The following is a 13,631-nucleotide window of genomic DNA, read 5'->3' on the forward strand; positions in this document are numbered from 1 at the left end:
CTCGATGAAGGGGTGGTCACGATGACCCCCAGAATGCCGAACGACTGGCACCGCCACGGACTCCGTTCACCCGAAGACCTCGCCGCGCTCGTGGCCGAACGCCTCGAGGGCTCCGACCAGCAGCTCGTCAGCGCGGGCGACACCCGGTACGAGCCGTCCTACGCCGACTTCCTCGGCGAGCAGATCTGACCCGCCGACAGCCGATGCCGGGGCGCGTGTAGGTTCTGTCCATGCGTACAGCCCGGACCACCGCGGCGGCACTGGCGATCGTGGCGGCTGGTCTGCTGACGTCCGTCGGGGTCCAGCCGGCCTCAGCCCACTCGACGTTGACGAGCAGCAGCCCCACCGACGGAGCGGTCCTCACCGAACCGCTCGACAGCGTCGACCTGACCTTCTCCGAGGCGCCGCTCGCCGGGCTCGACGCCGGTCTGCGGATCGAGGTGACGGACGCGGACGGCACCGACGTCGCCTCCGGTGCCGTGACGGTGTCGGGCACGACCATGAGCCGTGCGGTCGACCTGGAGCGCGGGGCCTACTCGGTGCTCTGGCGGTACGTGTCGCCGGACGGCCACCCGATCGAGGGCACGCTCGCGTTCGACTACCGACCCGCTGCTGCCGCCCCGGCCCCGAGCGCGACGGTCACGCCGACGCCGAGCGCCGCTCCCACACCGAGCGCCACGGCGACGGCCACCGGAGCATCCGACGGGGCACCGTCGTCGTCGGGCATCGCCCCGGCCGTGGGGCTGGCCCTCGGGCTGGGTGCCGTCCTGGCGGCCGGCGCCGTCGTCGTGCTCCTGGTCCGCCGCACCCGCAGCGCGTGACCCCGGCACAGCCCACTTCGTGAGCAGGAATGGTCGGGTCGCCCAGGCGGACCCGACCATTCCTGCTCACGGAGCGCTGGTCGTCCAGGCGGCCGGGGTCACCCCGCGGGGGTGGCTTCGAGTGCCGCGTCGGCGCGGGCCTCGCTGCCCTCTGCGAGGCCGCGGGCGATCCTGCCGCGCGTCGCCAGCCAGAGCGTGACGGCCGCGACGAAGACCACGACCTCGGTGACGGTGAGCGCCCAGATGATCCCGGCGAGACCGAACCACACGTTGCCGACGATGACGATCGGGACGAACAGCACCCCCTGCGCCAGTGACAGCACCATGGCGGGCAGTACCATCCCGGTCGCCTGGAACAGCGAGGTGAGCAGACCCGTGAAGCCGTTCACCACGGTGGCCACGAGCTGTGCCGTCAGGATCGTCAGTCCGATCGCGAGGACCGCGTGGTCGCCGGAGAAGATCGTGAAGACCTGCTCACGGAGGACGAACACGGTGCCGGAGAACAGGAGCACGATCGCTCCGACGGTGACGGCCGCCGCCCGCAGCGCCGACCGGAGCCGGGCTGCGTCCCCCGCGCCGAACGCGTACGCCAGCAGGGGCAGCGCTCCGATGGTCACGCCCATCACGAGGAACTCGGGCACCTGGGCGATGCGGACCGCGACGCCCATCGCGGCGAGCGGGTCGTCACCGTAGGCGGCGGCGAGGTTGTTGAGCACGAGCGTCGTGACGATGAGGAACGCGGACTGCAGCAGCTCACCGACACCGATGCCGAACACGGGTCCGAGCACGTCCCGGCGCAGGGTGAACCACCTCGGCGCGAAGCTGACGTTCTCGCTGTGCCGCTGCAGCCACGTCACCCAGTAGGCGATCGAGACGACGTTCGCCAGTCCCACGGCCAGGGCGGCGCCGCCGACGCCCCAGCGCAGCACCAGGATGAACAGGACGTCGAACACCAGGTTGCCGACCGTGGACAGGACGAGGCCGATCATCGCCTGGCGGGCGGCCCCCTCGGAGCGCACGATCTGTTCGAGGGCGAAGGACGCGGCGAGCACGGGGACGAACGCGAGCATCACGGCGACGTACTCGCTGGTGGCGGGGACCGCGGCGGTGTCCGCCCCGAGGACGGCGACGAGCGGTCGCAGCAGCACGAACCCGACGGCCCCGAGCACGGCGCCGGTGACGACGGCTCCCCAGAGCGCGAACGAGGCGACGTGCTTGATCTGCCGTGCCGCGTCGGGGTCGTGTTCGGAGGCCCCGAGCAACCGGGACATCAGGGCGCTGCCGCCCACGCCGAACACGCCGCCGACCGCCATGACCAGACCGAGCAGGGGCGTGCCGAAGGTGATGGCGGCGAGCAGGGAGGTGTCGTGCTGCGCGCCGATGAAGCCCGCGTTGATCACGTTGTACAGGGCGCTGACGACCATCGCGGCGGCCATCGGCACGCACAGGTGCACGAGCGCCCTGGCGATGGGGGCGGCGGACAGGTACCAGCGGTTCGTCGCCGCGGCGGTCGAGGGGGTGGAGGCGTTGGTGGTGCTCATGGCGGTTCCCTTCCGGGCATGGCGGTGGGCGCGCCGACGGACGCCGGCACGGCAGGGTGGAGCGCGCGACCGGCGGGGCCACGCGGGAGCGCGGCGGACGGGGCGGGTCGCGGGCGGCACGGTCGGCGGCTGCCGTCTCGTGCGGGCGCGCCGGCGGATCGGGCCGACGGGCGCGTGGAGCGTCGAGCGGGTGGTGCGGGTGCGTCGAGCGGGAGGTGCTGGCGGGTGAGGCGGGGGCGTCGAGCGGGTGGTGCGGTCGTCGTGCCTAGCGGCTCGGCGGGGCGAGTTCCGCGGTCACCTTCTGCAGCAGGCGCCGCAGGGTGGCGCGCTCGTCCGCGTCGAGCGGCGCGAGCAGGGAGTCGTCGAGGGCGACCATCGCGTCGGTGAAGCCGGCGATGAGGTCGATGCCCGCCGGGGTGGCGTGCACCGTCTTCGTCCGACCGTTCGCGGCGTCCGTCCGTCGTTCGACCAGGCCACGCCGCTCGAGTCCCTGCAGGAGACTCGAGACGCTGGCTGCGCTGGTCCGGGTGACCTCGGCGATGTCCCGTTGGATCGCGCCGGGGTTCTGCTGCAGGTACCCGAGCACGAACGACTGCTCGCGGGTGAGGTCGCGCGACCGGACCCACTCGTCGGCCGCCTTGCGCTGTGCCCAGCCGATCCACCGCATGAGTTCGAGCGGGGTGGTGAGATCCGGTGCCTGCATGATCAGAACGCTAACTGTTAGAGATCAAACTGTCAACGATGGGTCCGCAGGAGACCGTTCAGGCCGGTTCCGGTCAGGGGAGCCCGATCGGCGCGATACTGGGATCGTGCGTGAACTCCAAGCCGCCATCGCAGCGGACCTCGACGTCCAGCCGACCATCGACCCGGAGCAGGAGGTCGCCCGTCGTGTCGGGTTCCTCCGCGACTACCTGCGCACGACCGGCGCGAAGGGGTACGTGCTCGCCATCAGCGGCGGCCAGGACTCCACCCTCGCCGGCCGGCTGACGCAGCTCGCCGTCGAGTCGCTCCGCGCCGAGGGGTATCCGGCCGAGTTCACCACCGTGCGCATGCCGTACCGGGTGCAGGCCGACGAGGACGACGCGCAGCTCGCCCTGCAGTTCATCGCCGCCGACCCCGGCATCACCGTGAACATCGAGCACGGTGTCGACGGCGTCGTGCAGGACACCGCCGCGTCGGGCGTCGAGCTGAGCGACTTCGTCAAGGGCAACGTCAAGGCGCGCATGCGCATGGTCGCGCAGTACGCCGTGGCCGGTCAGCGCGGCCTGCTCGTCGTGGGGACCGACCACGCGGCCGAGGCGGTCACCGGCTTCTTCACCAAGTACGGCGACGGCGGCGTCGACCTCACCCCGCTCACCGGCCTCACCAAGAGCCAGGGGCGCCAGCTGCTCGAGCACCTCGGGGCGCCCGCCCGACTGTACGAGAAGGCGCCGACCGCCGACCTGCTCGACGAGCTGCCCGGCCAGACCGACGAGGCGAACCTCGGGCTCACCTACGCCGAGATCGACGCCTACCTGCAGGGACACGACGTGCCGGTCGAGGTCGCCGAGGCCATCGAGGCGCGGTACCGCGCGACCGAGCACAAGCGCCGGGTGCCGGCGACGCCCTCCGACGACTGGTGGCGCGCCGGCGCGTGAGCGCGTGAGCGCGTGACGCGACCCCGGCCTCCTGTCTGTCCGAGCGCTCTCCTAGGATGGGAGCGACAGTACGACAGATACGGAATCCAGGCCGACGCCTGGTCCGCAAGGGGGAGTCATGGAAGTCCTGTTCGCGCTCGGAGCCGTCCCGCTGATCATCGTGGGGATCATCGTCCTCGCCGTGGTGGCGCTCATCTACGCCAAGGTCGTGTACCGCAACGCCGGCGCCGACGAAGCCCTCATCATCACGGGCAAGCGCTCGCGCAAGGTGAAGAACGCGGACGGCACCGAGACCGTCGAGTCCGGCATCAAGGTCGTGCTCGGGGCGGGTGTGCTCGTGCGCCCGTTCTTCGAGAAGGTCGCGAAGCTGTCGCTGAGCTCGCGCGCGATCGACATCAACGTGAACGCGCAGGACTCCCGGGGCGTGACGATCGACGTCGAGGCGGTGGCGCTCGTCAAGGTCGGCGAGGCCGACTCCTCGATCCGCGCCGCCGCGCAGCGCTTCCTCGGGCAGGAGAAGAAGATCGACGACTTCGCGCGCGAGGTCCTGTCCGGTTCTCTCCGTGCCTCGATCGGTGCGACCGACGTGTCGACGATCATCCGGAACCGCGACCAGCTGACCGTCGCCGTGCTCACCGTCGCGCAGGACGCGCTGCACAGCCAGGGTCTCGACGTCGACTCGTTCGAGATCAAGGGCATCTCGGACCGCAACGAGTACATCAGCGACCTCGGCCGTGCCGAGCGTGCGCGGGTGCGGCTCGAGGCCGAGAACGCCGAAGCGCAGGCCGACCGTGAAGCCCGCGAGGCCCGTGCGACCGCCGACCAGGCGATCGCCGAGGCCGAGAACACCCTGGCCATCCGTCGTGCGGCCCTGCAGCTCGACGCCGACCGCGCTTCCGCCGAGGCGGCCGCCGCCGGCCCGCTGGCCCAGGCTCGCGCCGCCCAGGGCGTCGTCGAGCAGGAGCAGCTGACCGCGCAGAAGCGTGCGGAACTGCGTCGTGCCGAACTGGAGTCCGAGGTCTCCGCCGTGGCCGAGGCGCAGGCGCGCAAGACCCGCGTCGAGGCCGAGGCTGCCGCCGCAGCGCAGGTCGAGACCGCCCGCGCCCAGGCCGAAGCCCGGCGGATCTCCGCCGAGGCGATCGCCGCCGAGGCCCAGGCCGAGTCCGAGGCCCGCAAGCTCGCCGCCGACGCCTCACGGGCCGAGGGGCAGGCCGCGGCCGACGCGATCCGCGCGAAGGGGCAGGCCGAGGCCGACGCCACGAAGGCCCAGGCGGACGCCCTGGCCCAGCACTCCGAGGCCGTCCTGCGGGTCAAGGCCATCGAGACGCTGCCGAGCATCGCCCGCGAGCTCGCGGCCCCGATGGGCAACATCGACAAGCTCACGGTCGTGTCGTCCGACGGTGCGGGCGCGCTGTCGAAGAGTGTCGTCAGTCAGTTCAGCGAGGTCGACGCGCTGCTCGGCACCACCGCGGGCTTCACGCTGAGCGACATCGTGAAGAGCACCACGACCGGGCAGGCTGCCGCCCGCGCGGTCGTGCGCGAGCAGGCGGACGCGACCGAGTAGGCGGTCCGCCGGTCCTGGCGGGCGCGGCGGGGGTCAGCCCTCGGCGCGCCCGTTCTCGTCGCGGCGATCGCGCTGCTGACCGCCGGCGTCCTCGCGCTGGGGGCCGTCCTCGCGCTGCGTAGCGTCCTCGCGGTGCGCTGCGTCGGCGTCGGCGTCGTCACGTTCGTTCGCCAGGCGCTGCTGCCAGACCACGCTGCGCGCCGCACCCTCGAGGACGTCGTCCACGGGTCGCCCGCTCTGTGCGGCGAGCGCGCCACTGAGGCCAGCGGTCAGGGTGCCCCCGGCCGCGGCGAGACGTTCGACGACCTCCTCCTGACGCGGGGTCAGGGGCTCGTCGACCAGCTCGTCGATGGTGTCCCGGATGTTCTGTTCGCTCGCGTCCAGTGCTGCCTCGTCACCGGAGTGCAGCGCTGCTGCCTCGCCGACGACGATGAGACCGAGCCGTGCTGCGTCGTCTTCGGGACGCTCCGTGCGGTGCTCATCTGCCATGCGGGGGACCGTACGCCCCGTTGTGGCACGCGCGCTGGACGGACGGGGTACCTGCTCGACCGCGACCACATTCATCGGACGGATTGAGCGGTAGCGTCACCAGAAAAGGACACAGATCGCTCTTGACGGCCGAGACATCGGATGTTTTGATTGCCTCGTTCGGTCGACGGAGACCGGACGGCAGGAGACACGAATGAGCCGCATCACCGGTCTGCACGTGCGCGACATCCGGTTCCCGACCTCGCGGGAGCACGACGGATCCGACGCCATGAACCCCGCACCCGACTACTCCGCCGCCTACGTCGAGATCACCACCGACGCCCTGGACGGCCTGGTCGGCACCGGCTTCGTCTTCACCATCGGCCGCGGCAACGAGGTGCAGGAGGCCGCGATCGCCGCCCTCCGCGGACACGTGGTCGGGGCCGACGCCGAGGCGGTCCTGGCGGACATGGGCGGGACCTGGCGCGCGATGGTGCACGACTCGCAGCTCCGGTGGCTCGGGCCCGAGAAGGGCGTCATGCACATGGCGATCGGCGCCGTGGTGAACGCCCTGTGGGACCTCCGCGCGAAGCGGGCGGGACAGCCGCTCTGGGCGCTGCTCGCCGACCTGGACCCCGAGGAACTCGTCGACCTGGTGGACTTCCGGTACCTGACCGACGCGATCACCCCCGCCGAGGCGCTCGAGCTGTTCCGCGCCGCCGAACCCCTGCGGGCCGCACGCCGCGAGCGCCTGGAGCGGGAGGGCTACCGCGCCTACACGACGACCCCGGGGTGGCTCGGCTACGACGACGACAAGCTCGCCCGGCTCTGCCGCGAGGCGGTCGACGAGGGCTTCGCGCAGATCAAGCTCAAGGTCGGTGGCGACGTCGACGAGGACGTCCGCCGGATGGGCATCGCACGCACCACGGTGGGCCCCGACATCCGGATCGCGATCGACGCCAACCAGCGGTGGGACGTGGACGAGGCGGTCGCGTGGGTGGACCGGCTCCGCCCCTTCGACATCGCGTGGGTCGAGGAACCGACGAGCCCCGACGACATCCTCGCCCACGCCGAGATCGCCCGGCGCATCGCCCCGATCCCCGTCGCGACGGGGGAGCACATGGCGAACCGCGTCATCGCGAAGCAGCTCATCCAGGCCGGTGCGACGTCGGTGCTGCAGATCGACGCCACCCGGGTCGCCGGGGTCAACGAGAACCTGGCGATCCTGCTCCTCGCCGCCAAGCACGGTGTCCGGGTCTGTCCGCACGCCGGCGGCGTCGGCCTGTGCGAGGCGGTCCAGCACCTGTCGATGTTCGACGCGGTCGCGCTCACCGGTGACCTCGACACCCGCAGCATCGAGTTCGTCGACCACCTGCACGAGCACTTCGTGACACCGGTCGACGTGCACGACGGCCGGTACTGGCCGCCCACCGCCCCCGGCGCCGGCACCGAGATGCTCGCCGGCTCCCTCGACGCGCACGCGTTCCCCGGCGGCCCGGTCTGGACCGCCGCCGACACCGAGACGGTCCCCGACGCGGTCCGCGTCGCCTGACCCGCTCGTCCCCCGAACCAGTACGACACCCCACCCGATCCCGATCACCACGACGAAGTGGAGACACCGATGCAACGACGATTCACCGCCGGGTTCGCGGCAGCAGCAGCTGCGGCGCTCGTGCTCACCGGCTGTTCCGCTGGCACCAGTGCCGGCGACAGCCAGTCCGAAGACTCCCTGACCTGGGCGATGTGGATCGCCGGCAAGGAGGACAAGGCCGCCTGGCAGGAGGTCGCCGACACCGTGCAGACGGACGACGACGTCGACGTCACCATCCAGGGCTCACCGTTCAACGACTACTGGACGAAGCTCCGCACCCAGCTCTCGACGGGGACCGCCCCGTGCATCGTGAGCATCCAGTCGCTCCGCACCGCGAACTACACCGACGTGCTGGTGCCGATCGACGACATGGTGGAGAAGGCCGGTCTCGACCTGAGCGAGTACGACCAGACCGGACTCGACGGCATGCGGGTCGACGGCGAGCTCTACGGGCTGCCCTACGACACCGGCCCCATGCTCATGTTCTACAACAAGGACCTGTTCGAGAAGGCCGGCGTCGCCGAACCGAAGCCCGGCTGGACGGTCGACGACTTCGAGGCCGCCGCCGAGGAACTCAAGGCCGCGGGCACCCCGATCTGGGGCACGAGCGTCGAGGACATCCCGCTCGAGTCGATGATCCTCGGGTACAACGGCGGCCGGGTCATCGACGAGGACGGCGGACTCGACGCGGAGAACGCCGACTTCGCCGAGGGGCTCGACTGGATCGGCGGTCTGGTCGAGGACGGCTACGCCACGCAGGCGAGCACCGACCCGTCGGCCGACGACAACGCGTTCGTGTCCGGCGACGTCGCGATGTACAGCGACGGGCCGTGGTCGATCATCAGCCAGAAGGCCAAGGTGCAGTTCGACCTCGGCATCACGACGATGCCGTCCGGCACCGACGGACCGAGCTCGTACGCGGCCGGGTCGGGCTTCGGCATCTCGAAGCAGTGCGAGTTCCCGGAGCAGGCCTTCGCGGCCATCAGCACGATGACGAACGAGGCCACGCTCACCTCGCTCGCCGAGCAGGGCCGTGCCTTCCCGGCACGGACCGCGGCGCAGCAGGCCTGGTACGACAACGCGGGCATCGACGGGGTGGAGGACGCCCTGCAGACCGCCCTGGACGACGCCACCCCGCTGCCCGGCAACAAGCAGAGCGACCAGCTCAACCAGCTCTTCGCGCAGTACGCCCTGCAGGCCGTGAACGGCCAGACCTCGGGCAAGGAGACCATGTCGTCCATCGCGAGCCAGCTCGGTTCGCAGTGACGCCCGGGAGGCGCGGGTCGGCCCCGCCCCGCGCCTCCCGCTCGACCCATCTCCTGACCAGGACCGCGCGAACGACGAGGAGGTCGTCGCAATGACCACCATCCAGGACCCACCCGCCCAGGCCCCGGTGGCCGCACCCGCGGTCGCCGCTGCCGCGGCGCCGCGCCGGAAGGGCGGCGGCACCGACGCCGAGCTCGGCCGCCGCTCCTGGTGGGGCGCCGCGTTCGCCGCCCCGCACTCGATCGGACTCGTGGTCTTCACGGCGTTCCCGATCCTCGCGTCGCTCGTCGTGAGCTTCATGAACTGGCCGATGCTCGGCGAGCGTTCGTGGGCCGGCCTGTCGAACTACGCGCAGCTGTTCTCCGACCCGATCTTCCGCACCGTGACGCTGAACACCGTGCTGTTCGTCGTGCTCTACGTGCCGCTCAACCTGGTCGTGTCGCTCGGGCTCGCCGCCTGGCTCACGCCGAAGATCCGGCACCGGCACGTGTTCCGGGTGCTGTTCTTCATCCCGACCATCACGCCGATCGTCGCGAACGTCGTCGTCTGGCGGATGCTCTACCAGCCCGGGGGCGCGATCGACGCGACCCTGCAGTCGACGGTCGGCGTGAACGCTCCGAACTTCCTGGCCGACGACGACTGGGCGATGCTCGCCGTCGTCGCGATGAGCGTCTGGCAGGGCTTCGGCTACAACATGCTGATCTTCTCGGCCGCGCTCGACTCGGTGCCCGAGAACCAGCTCGAGGCCGCGCAGCTCGACGGTGCGAACGCCTGGCAGATGTTCTGGCGGATCAAGTTCCCGCTCATCTCGCCGTCGATCTTCTTCGCCACGATGATGACGCTCATCACGTCGTTCCAGGTGTTCGTCCAACCGTTCGTCCTGACGAAGGGCGGGCCCGGCACCGCGACCGAGACGCTCGTGCAGTACATCTACAACACCGGCTTCCAGACGCAGCAGCTCGGACTGGCGTCGGCCGGCGCGTGGGTGCTGTTCGTGATCATCCTCGGCATCACGGCCATCCAGTTCCTCGGACAGAAGCGGTGGGTGCACTATGACTGAGCTGACCTCGTCCAACCGGACGATCAACCCGCGGGCACTGCCCCGCACCTCGGGCGCACCGCACCGGCGCACCGGACGCGTCCGGCACGCGATCGGCTACGTCCTGCTCTGCCTGGTGGCACTGCTGTTCGTCTCGCCGCTCGTCTACATGGTGGCGACGAGCCTGAAGCCCTCGGCCGACGTGTTCACGACGCCGCCGACGCTGTGGGGGTCGTCGATCGAGTGGGGCAACTACGCCCAGGCGTTCACGTACCTGCCGTTCGCCCGCTTCATCCTCAACGGGATCATCGTCGCCGCGGCCGGCACCGCGATCAACGTCGCGGTCGCCGTGCTCTCCGGGTACGCGTTCTCACGGCTGCGGTGGCGGGGCCGGAACATGGTGTTCATCCTGTTCCTGGCGACGCTGATGATCCCGCAGGACGTCCTGGTCATCCCGATGTACGTCATGATGCAGGGCTTCGGGTGGGTCGACACGTTCCAGGCGCTCATCATCCCGTGGGCGTTCACCGCGCTCGGCGCGTTCCTGGTGCGGCAGTTCTTCCTGACCGTGCCGCAGGAGCTCGACGACGCGGCCCGGGTGGACGGCGCCGGCGCGATCCGCACGTTCTTCTCGGTGATGCTGCCGCTCGCCCGGCCGACGATGGCCGTCCTGGCGGTCTTCTCGTTCATCTCCTACTGGAACTCGTTCCTCTGGCCCCTGGTCATCGTCAACGACGTCGAGGCCCGGGGCACGATCCCGCTCGGCCTGCAGCAGTTCTTCGGCCAGCAGGGGTCCGAGTGGAACCTGGTGATGGCCGCGTCGGTGATCTCGATGCTGCCGACCGTCGTCCTGCTCGTCCTGCTGCAGAAGCACCTCGTCAAGGGCATCGTCACCAGCGGCCTCGGCGGCCGCTGACCGGCGCCGACCCGCGACCGGCGCCGACCAGGCCACACCGCGCCCTGGTCGCGACCACGCCGGGTCGGAGGCCGCCCCGGACACCCGCACCGTTCCTCCCGTACGAAAGGAAACCCGCCCCATGACCATCACCGCACCTGCAGAGCCGCAGACCGCGACCGAGGCGAGCGGCCTGCCCGCCTGGTTCACCCACGACCGGTTCGGCATGTTCATCCACTGGGGCCTGTACGCCCTGCCGGCCCGGCACGAGTGGGTGAAGAACCGCGAGCGGATCACCGACGAGGACTACCAGAGGTACTTCGACCACTTCGACCCGGACCTGTTCGACGCCGCCGACTGGGCCCGACGCGCACGGCAGGCGGGGATGAAGTACGTCGTCCTCACCACCAAGCACCACGAGGGCTTCTGCCTGTGGGACAGCGCGCTCACCGACTACAAGTCCACGAACACCCGCTTCGGTCGCGACATCGTGCGCGAGTTCGTCGACGCCGTCCGCGCCGAGGGGCTGCGGGTCGGTTTCTACCACTCGCTCATCGACTGGCACCACCCGGACTTCACCGTCGACGGCGTGCACCCGCGCCGTGACGACGGTGAGCAGGCGATCGCGGCGTTCAACGAGGGCCGGGACATGGCCCGGTACCGCGAGTACCTGCACGGCCAGGTCGAGGAACTGCTCACCGACTACGGGCAGATCGACTACCTGTTCTACGACTTCTCGTACCGGGACAACGACCACGAGGACATCTGGGGCGGCAAGGGCCGCGACGACTGGGGATCCGAGGAACTGCTCGCACTGACGAAGCGCCTGCAGCCCGGGATCATCGTCAACGACCGCCTGGACATCCCCGGCGACCTGGTCACCCCCGAGCAGTACCAGCCGGACAAGCCCATGGAGGTCGACGGGGCGCCCGTGCCGTGGGAGGCATGCCAGACGCTGAACGGCTCGTGGGGCTACGACCGCGACAACGTGAACCTGAAGCCGGTCGACATGCTCGTCCGGATGCTCGTCGACGGCGTCTCGAACAACGGGAACATGCTGCTCAACATCGGGCCGACGGGCCGCGGCGAGTTCGACGGGGTGTCGCGGCAGACGCTCGACGGCATCGGCACGTGGATGCACCAGCATGCCCGCTCCGTGTACGGCGCCGGACCGTCGCAGTTCGTGGCGCCGCGGAACACCGTGTACACGCAGCGGGGCGACCGGCTGTACCTGCACCTGTTCGCGTGGCCGTTCGAGCACGTGCACCTGCCCGACCTGGCCGGCCGCGTCGCCTACGCCCAGCTGCTCAACGACGCGTCGGAGATCCACTTCCGCGAGATCCCGCCGGGCACCCGGGCGCAGAACACCGGGCTCGGCGGGCAGCCGGCCGGCACGCTGACCCTGACGCTGCCGATCGTGCGGCCCGACGTCGCCGTGCCGGTCGTCGAGCTGTTCCTGCGCGACTGATGCAGCGGATCCTCTCGCGGACCCGGCTGCGTGCCGGACGGGAGTCCGACTACGAGCAGGCGCACGCGGCCATCCCGCCGGCGCTGGCCGACCGGTTGCGGTCCGCCGGGGTGGCCAACTGGAGCATCTGGCGCGACGGGCAGGACCTGGTGCACCTGATCGAGGTCGAGGACTACCGTGCGATGCGCCGCGCACTGGCGGACGACCCGGTCAACGCGGACTGGCAGGCGGTGATCAACCCCCTGCTCGAGGCGGACGACGACTACTCGGGCGACGACGACGGGATCCCGCTCGTCTGGACCCTGGAAGGACAGGCATGACGACCCTCGCCCAGGAGCTCGACCGCGGACCGTTCTGGCTGGGCGGCGCCGGGATCGGCAACCTGCTCCGGCCGGTGTCCGACGACGACGCCCGGGCCACGGTGGACGCGGCGTGGGACGCCGGTGTGCGTGGCTTCGACACGGCGCCGCACTACGGCCTCGGGCTGTCCGAGCGGCGGCTCGGGGCGGCGCTCGCCGGGCGCCCGCGGGAGTCGTTCCTGGTGTCGACCAAGGTCGGACGGCTGCTCGTGCCCGGTCGTGGCGACGGCGACGACCTGGCCTCCGGCGGGTTCGCGGTGCCGGACGACACCGTGCGGCAGTGGGACCCGTCACCGTCGGGCGTGCGGCGCTCGCTCGACGAGTCGCTCGGCCGCCTCGGGTTCGACCACGTCGACGTCGCCTACCTGCACGACCCGGACGTCTACTCGCTGACGGACGGGTTGACCCAGGCGCTGCCGACACTCGCCGAGCTGCGGGACGAGGGCGTCGTGCGGGCGGTCGGGGTCGGGTCGAACTCGGTCGAGGCGCTGTCGGCAGCCGTCGAGACCGGGCTCTGCGACGTGGTCATGCTCGCCGGCCGGTACACGCTGCTCGAGCAGCCGGCTGCGGCGCTCGTCGACCGGTGCGCGTCGCTCGGCGTCGCGGTCGTGGCCGTCGGGGTCTACAACTCGGGGCTGCTCGGCCAGGAGCGGCCCGCAGCGGGCGCGACCTACGACTACGCCACGGCACCGGCGGCGCTCGTCGCCCGGGCGAACGCCGTCGCGGACGTCTGCGAGCGGCACGGGGTCACCCTGCCCGAGGCCGCGCTGGCCTTCCCGCGCCGGGCCCCGGCGGTCGCCGCGATCGCGCTCGGTGCCCAGTCGGCGGAGCAGGTGCGATCGAACGTCGCGCGGGCCGCCGCCGAGGTGCCGGACGCCCTGTGGGACGACCTGCGCGCGGCGGACCTGCTCGCCGGCTGACCCCGCCCACGACGAAGGTCACCCCGGACCACGCGGCTGCATGGTCCGGGGTGACCCCGGTG

The 13,631-nt window shown here is 71.2% G+C and carries 14 protein-coding genes; 11 read left to right on the forward strand and 3 right to left on the reverse strand.

The window, feature by feature from the left end; genetic code table 11:
• Nucleotides 1-21 precede the first annotated feature (21 nt).
• Both LEL83_RS12965 and LEL83_RS12970 read left to right on the forward strand, forming a co-directional pair.
• Nucleotides 22-189, forward strand: coding sequence for a hypothetical protein (locus tag LEL83_RS12965; RefSeq protein WP_198656833.1), 168 nt, complete (start codon nucleotides 22-24; stop codon nucleotides 187-189).
• 41 nt (nucleotides 190-230) lie between these two features.
• On the forward strand, nucleotides 231-821 hold the full coding sequence (locus tag LEL83_RS12970; RefSeq protein WP_225559123.1) for a copper resistance CopC family protein: 591 nt from the start codon (nucleotides 231-233) through the stop codon (nucleotides 819-821).
• A 98-nt stretch (nucleotides 822-919) separates the two neighbouring features.
• Here LEL83_RS12970 and LEL83_RS12975 read toward each other — a convergent pair whose 3' ends face one another.
• Both LEL83_RS12975 and LEL83_RS12980 read right to left on the reverse strand, forming a co-directional pair.
• Nucleotides 920-2,362 (reverse strand): MATE family efflux transporter, encoded by a 1,443-nt coding sequence (locus LEL83_RS12975; RefSeq protein WP_225559124.1) that lies wholly within the window; start codon nucleotides 2,360-2,362, stop codon nucleotides 920-922.
• 265 nt (nucleotides 2,363-2,627) lie between these two features.
• On the reverse strand, nucleotides 2,628-3,065 hold the full coding sequence (locus LEL83_RS12980; RefSeq protein ID WP_198656830.1) for a MarR family winged helix-turn-helix transcriptional regulator: 438 nt from the start codon (nucleotides 3,063-3,065) through the stop codon (nucleotides 2,628-2,630).
• 106 nt (nucleotides 3,066-3,171) lie between these two features.
• On the opposite strand from LEL83_RS12980, the gene nadE reads away from it, so the two are divergent.
• Nucleotides 3,172-3,999 (forward strand): NAD(+) synthase, encoded by an 828-nt coding sequence (nadE, locus tag LEL83_RS12985; protein ID WP_225559125.1) that lies wholly within the window; start codon nucleotides 3,172-3,174, stop codon nucleotides 3,997-3,999.
• 118 nt (nucleotides 4,000-4,117) lie between these two features.
• Complete coding sequence (locus LEL83_RS12990; protein WP_198656828.1) at nucleotides 4,118-5,563, forward strand: SPFH domain-containing protein; 1,446 nt, start codon at nucleotides 4,118-4,120, stop codon at nucleotides 5,561-5,563.
• 33 nt (nucleotides 5,564-5,596) lie between these two features.
• On the opposite strand, the gene LEL83_RS12995 is transcribed toward LEL83_RS12990, so the two are convergent.
• Complete coding sequence (locus LEL83_RS12995; RefSeq protein ID WP_225559126.1) at nucleotides 5,597-6,052, reverse strand: hypothetical protein; 456 nt, start codon at nucleotides 6,050-6,052, stop codon at nucleotides 5,597-5,599.
• Between the two features lie 193 nt (nucleotides 6,053-6,245).
• Between LEL83_RS12995 and LEL83_RS13000 the strand changes: the two genes are divergently transcribed.
• From LEL83_RS13000 to LEL83_RS13030, 7 genes are all read left to right on the forward strand, one after another.
• Nucleotides 6,246-7,583, forward strand: coding sequence for an enolase C-terminal domain-like protein (locus LEL83_RS13000; protein ID WP_225559127.1), 1,338 nt, complete (start codon nucleotides 6,246-6,248; stop codon nucleotides 7,581-7,583).
• 69 nt (nucleotides 7,584-7,652) lie between these two features.
• A complete protein-coding gene (locus LEL83_RS13005) occupies nucleotides 7,653-8,888 on the forward strand; it encodes an ABC transporter substrate-binding protein (RefSeq protein ID WP_225559128.1) in 1,236 nt (411 codons plus the stop codon).
• A gap of 91 nt (nucleotides 8,889-8,979) precedes the next feature.
• A complete protein-coding gene (locus tag LEL83_RS13010) occupies nucleotides 8,980-9,948 on the forward strand; it encodes a carbohydrate ABC transporter permease (RefSeq protein ID WP_198656824.1) in 969 nt (322 codons plus the stop codon).
• The gene (locus LEL83_RS13015; RefSeq protein ID WP_225559129.1) at nucleotides 9,941-10,843 is read left to right on the forward strand and encodes a carbohydrate ABC transporter permease; all 903 of its coding nucleotides are present in this window, start codon (nucleotides 9,941-9,943) and stop codon (nucleotides 10,841-10,843) included. Before LEL83_RS13010 ends, LEL83_RS13015 begins: the two co-directional genes overlap by 8 nt.
• A gap of 121 nt (nucleotides 10,844-10,964) precedes the next feature.
• A complete protein-coding gene (locus LEL83_RS13020; protein WP_225559130.1) occupies nucleotides 10,965-12,290 on the forward strand; it encodes an alpha-L-fucosidase in 1,326 nt (441 codons plus the stop codon).
• The gene (locus LEL83_RS13025; protein ID WP_225559131.1) at nucleotides 12,290-12,610 is read left to right on the forward strand and encodes an L-rhamnose mutarotase; all 321 of its coding nucleotides are present in this window, start codon (nucleotides 12,290-12,292) and stop codon (nucleotides 12,608-12,610) included. The genes LEL83_RS13020 and LEL83_RS13025 overlap by 1 nt, the downstream gene beginning before the upstream one ends.
• Nucleotides 12,607-13,569 carry an aldo/keto reductase gene (locus LEL83_RS13030; RefSeq protein ID WP_225559132.1) on the forward strand — a complete coding sequence of 321 codons (963 nt, stop codon included), beginning with the start codon at nucleotides 12,607-12,609 and terminating at the stop codon, nucleotides 13,567-13,569. Before LEL83_RS13025 ends, LEL83_RS13030 begins: the two co-directional genes overlap by 4 nt.
• Nucleotides 13,570-13,631: the final 62 nt, after the last annotated feature.

The sequence above is a fragment of the Curtobacterium oceanosedimentum genome, assembly GCF_020297365.1.
Lineage (GTDB): Bacteria > Actinomycetota > Actinomycetes > Actinomycetales > Microbacteriaceae > Curtobacterium.

What these genes read in the sequence shown, in the direction of transcription:
- LEL83_RS12975 (WP_225559124.1), bottom strand. Translation starts at nt 2,362, where the DNA reads ATGAGCACCACCAACGCCTCCACCCCCTCGACCGCCGCGGCGACGAAC.
- LEL83_RS12990 (WP_198656828.1), top strand. Translation starts at nt 4,118, where the DNA reads ATGGAAGTCCTGTTCGCGCTCGGAGCCGTCCCGCTGATCATCGTGGGG.
- LEL83_RS12980 (WP_198656830.1), bottom strand. Translation starts at nt 3,065, where the DNA reads ATGCAGGCACCGGATCTCACCACCCCGCTCGAACTCATGCGGTGGATC.
- LEL83_RS13005 (WP_225559128.1), top strand. Translation starts at nt 7,653, where the DNA reads ATGCAACGACGATTCACCGCCGGGTTCGCGGCAGCAGCAGCTGCGGCG.
- LEL83_RS12995 (WP_225559126.1), bottom strand. Translation starts at nt 6,052, where the DNA reads ATGGCAGATGAGCACCGCACGGAGCGTCCCGAAGACGACGCAGCACGG.
- LEL83_RS13030 (WP_225559132.1), top strand. Translation starts at nt 12,607, where the DNA reads ATGACGACCCTCGCCCAGGAGCTCGACCGCGGACCGTTCTGGCTGGGC.
- LEL83_RS12970 (WP_225559123.1), top strand. Translation starts at nt 231, where the DNA reads ATGCGTACAGCCCGGACCACCGCGGCGGCACTGGCGATCGTGGCGGCT.
- LEL83_RS13025 (WP_225559131.1), top strand. Translation starts at nt 12,290, where the DNA reads ATGCAGCGGATCCTCTCGCGGACCCGGCTGCGTGCCGGACGGGAGTCC.
- LEL83_RS13010 (WP_198656824.1), top strand. Translation starts at nt 8,980, where the DNA reads ATGACCACCATCCAGGACCCACCCGCCCAGGCCCCGGTGGCCGCACCC.
- LEL83_RS13015 (WP_225559129.1), top strand. Translation starts at nt 9,941, where the DNA reads ATGACTGAGCTGACCTCGTCCAACCGGACGATCAACCCGCGGGCACTG.
- LEL83_RS13000 (WP_225559127.1), top strand. Translation starts at nt 6,246, where the DNA reads ATGAGCCGCATCACCGGTCTGCACGTGCGCGACATCCGGTTCCCGACC.
- LEL83_RS13020 (WP_225559130.1), top strand. Translation starts at nt 10,965, where the DNA reads ATGACCATCACCGCACCTGCAGAGCCGCAGACCGCGACCGAGGCGAGC.
- LEL83_RS12965 (WP_198656833.1), top strand. Translation starts at nt 22, where the DNA reads ATGACCCCCAGAATGCCGAACGACTGGCACCGCCACGGACTCCGTTCA.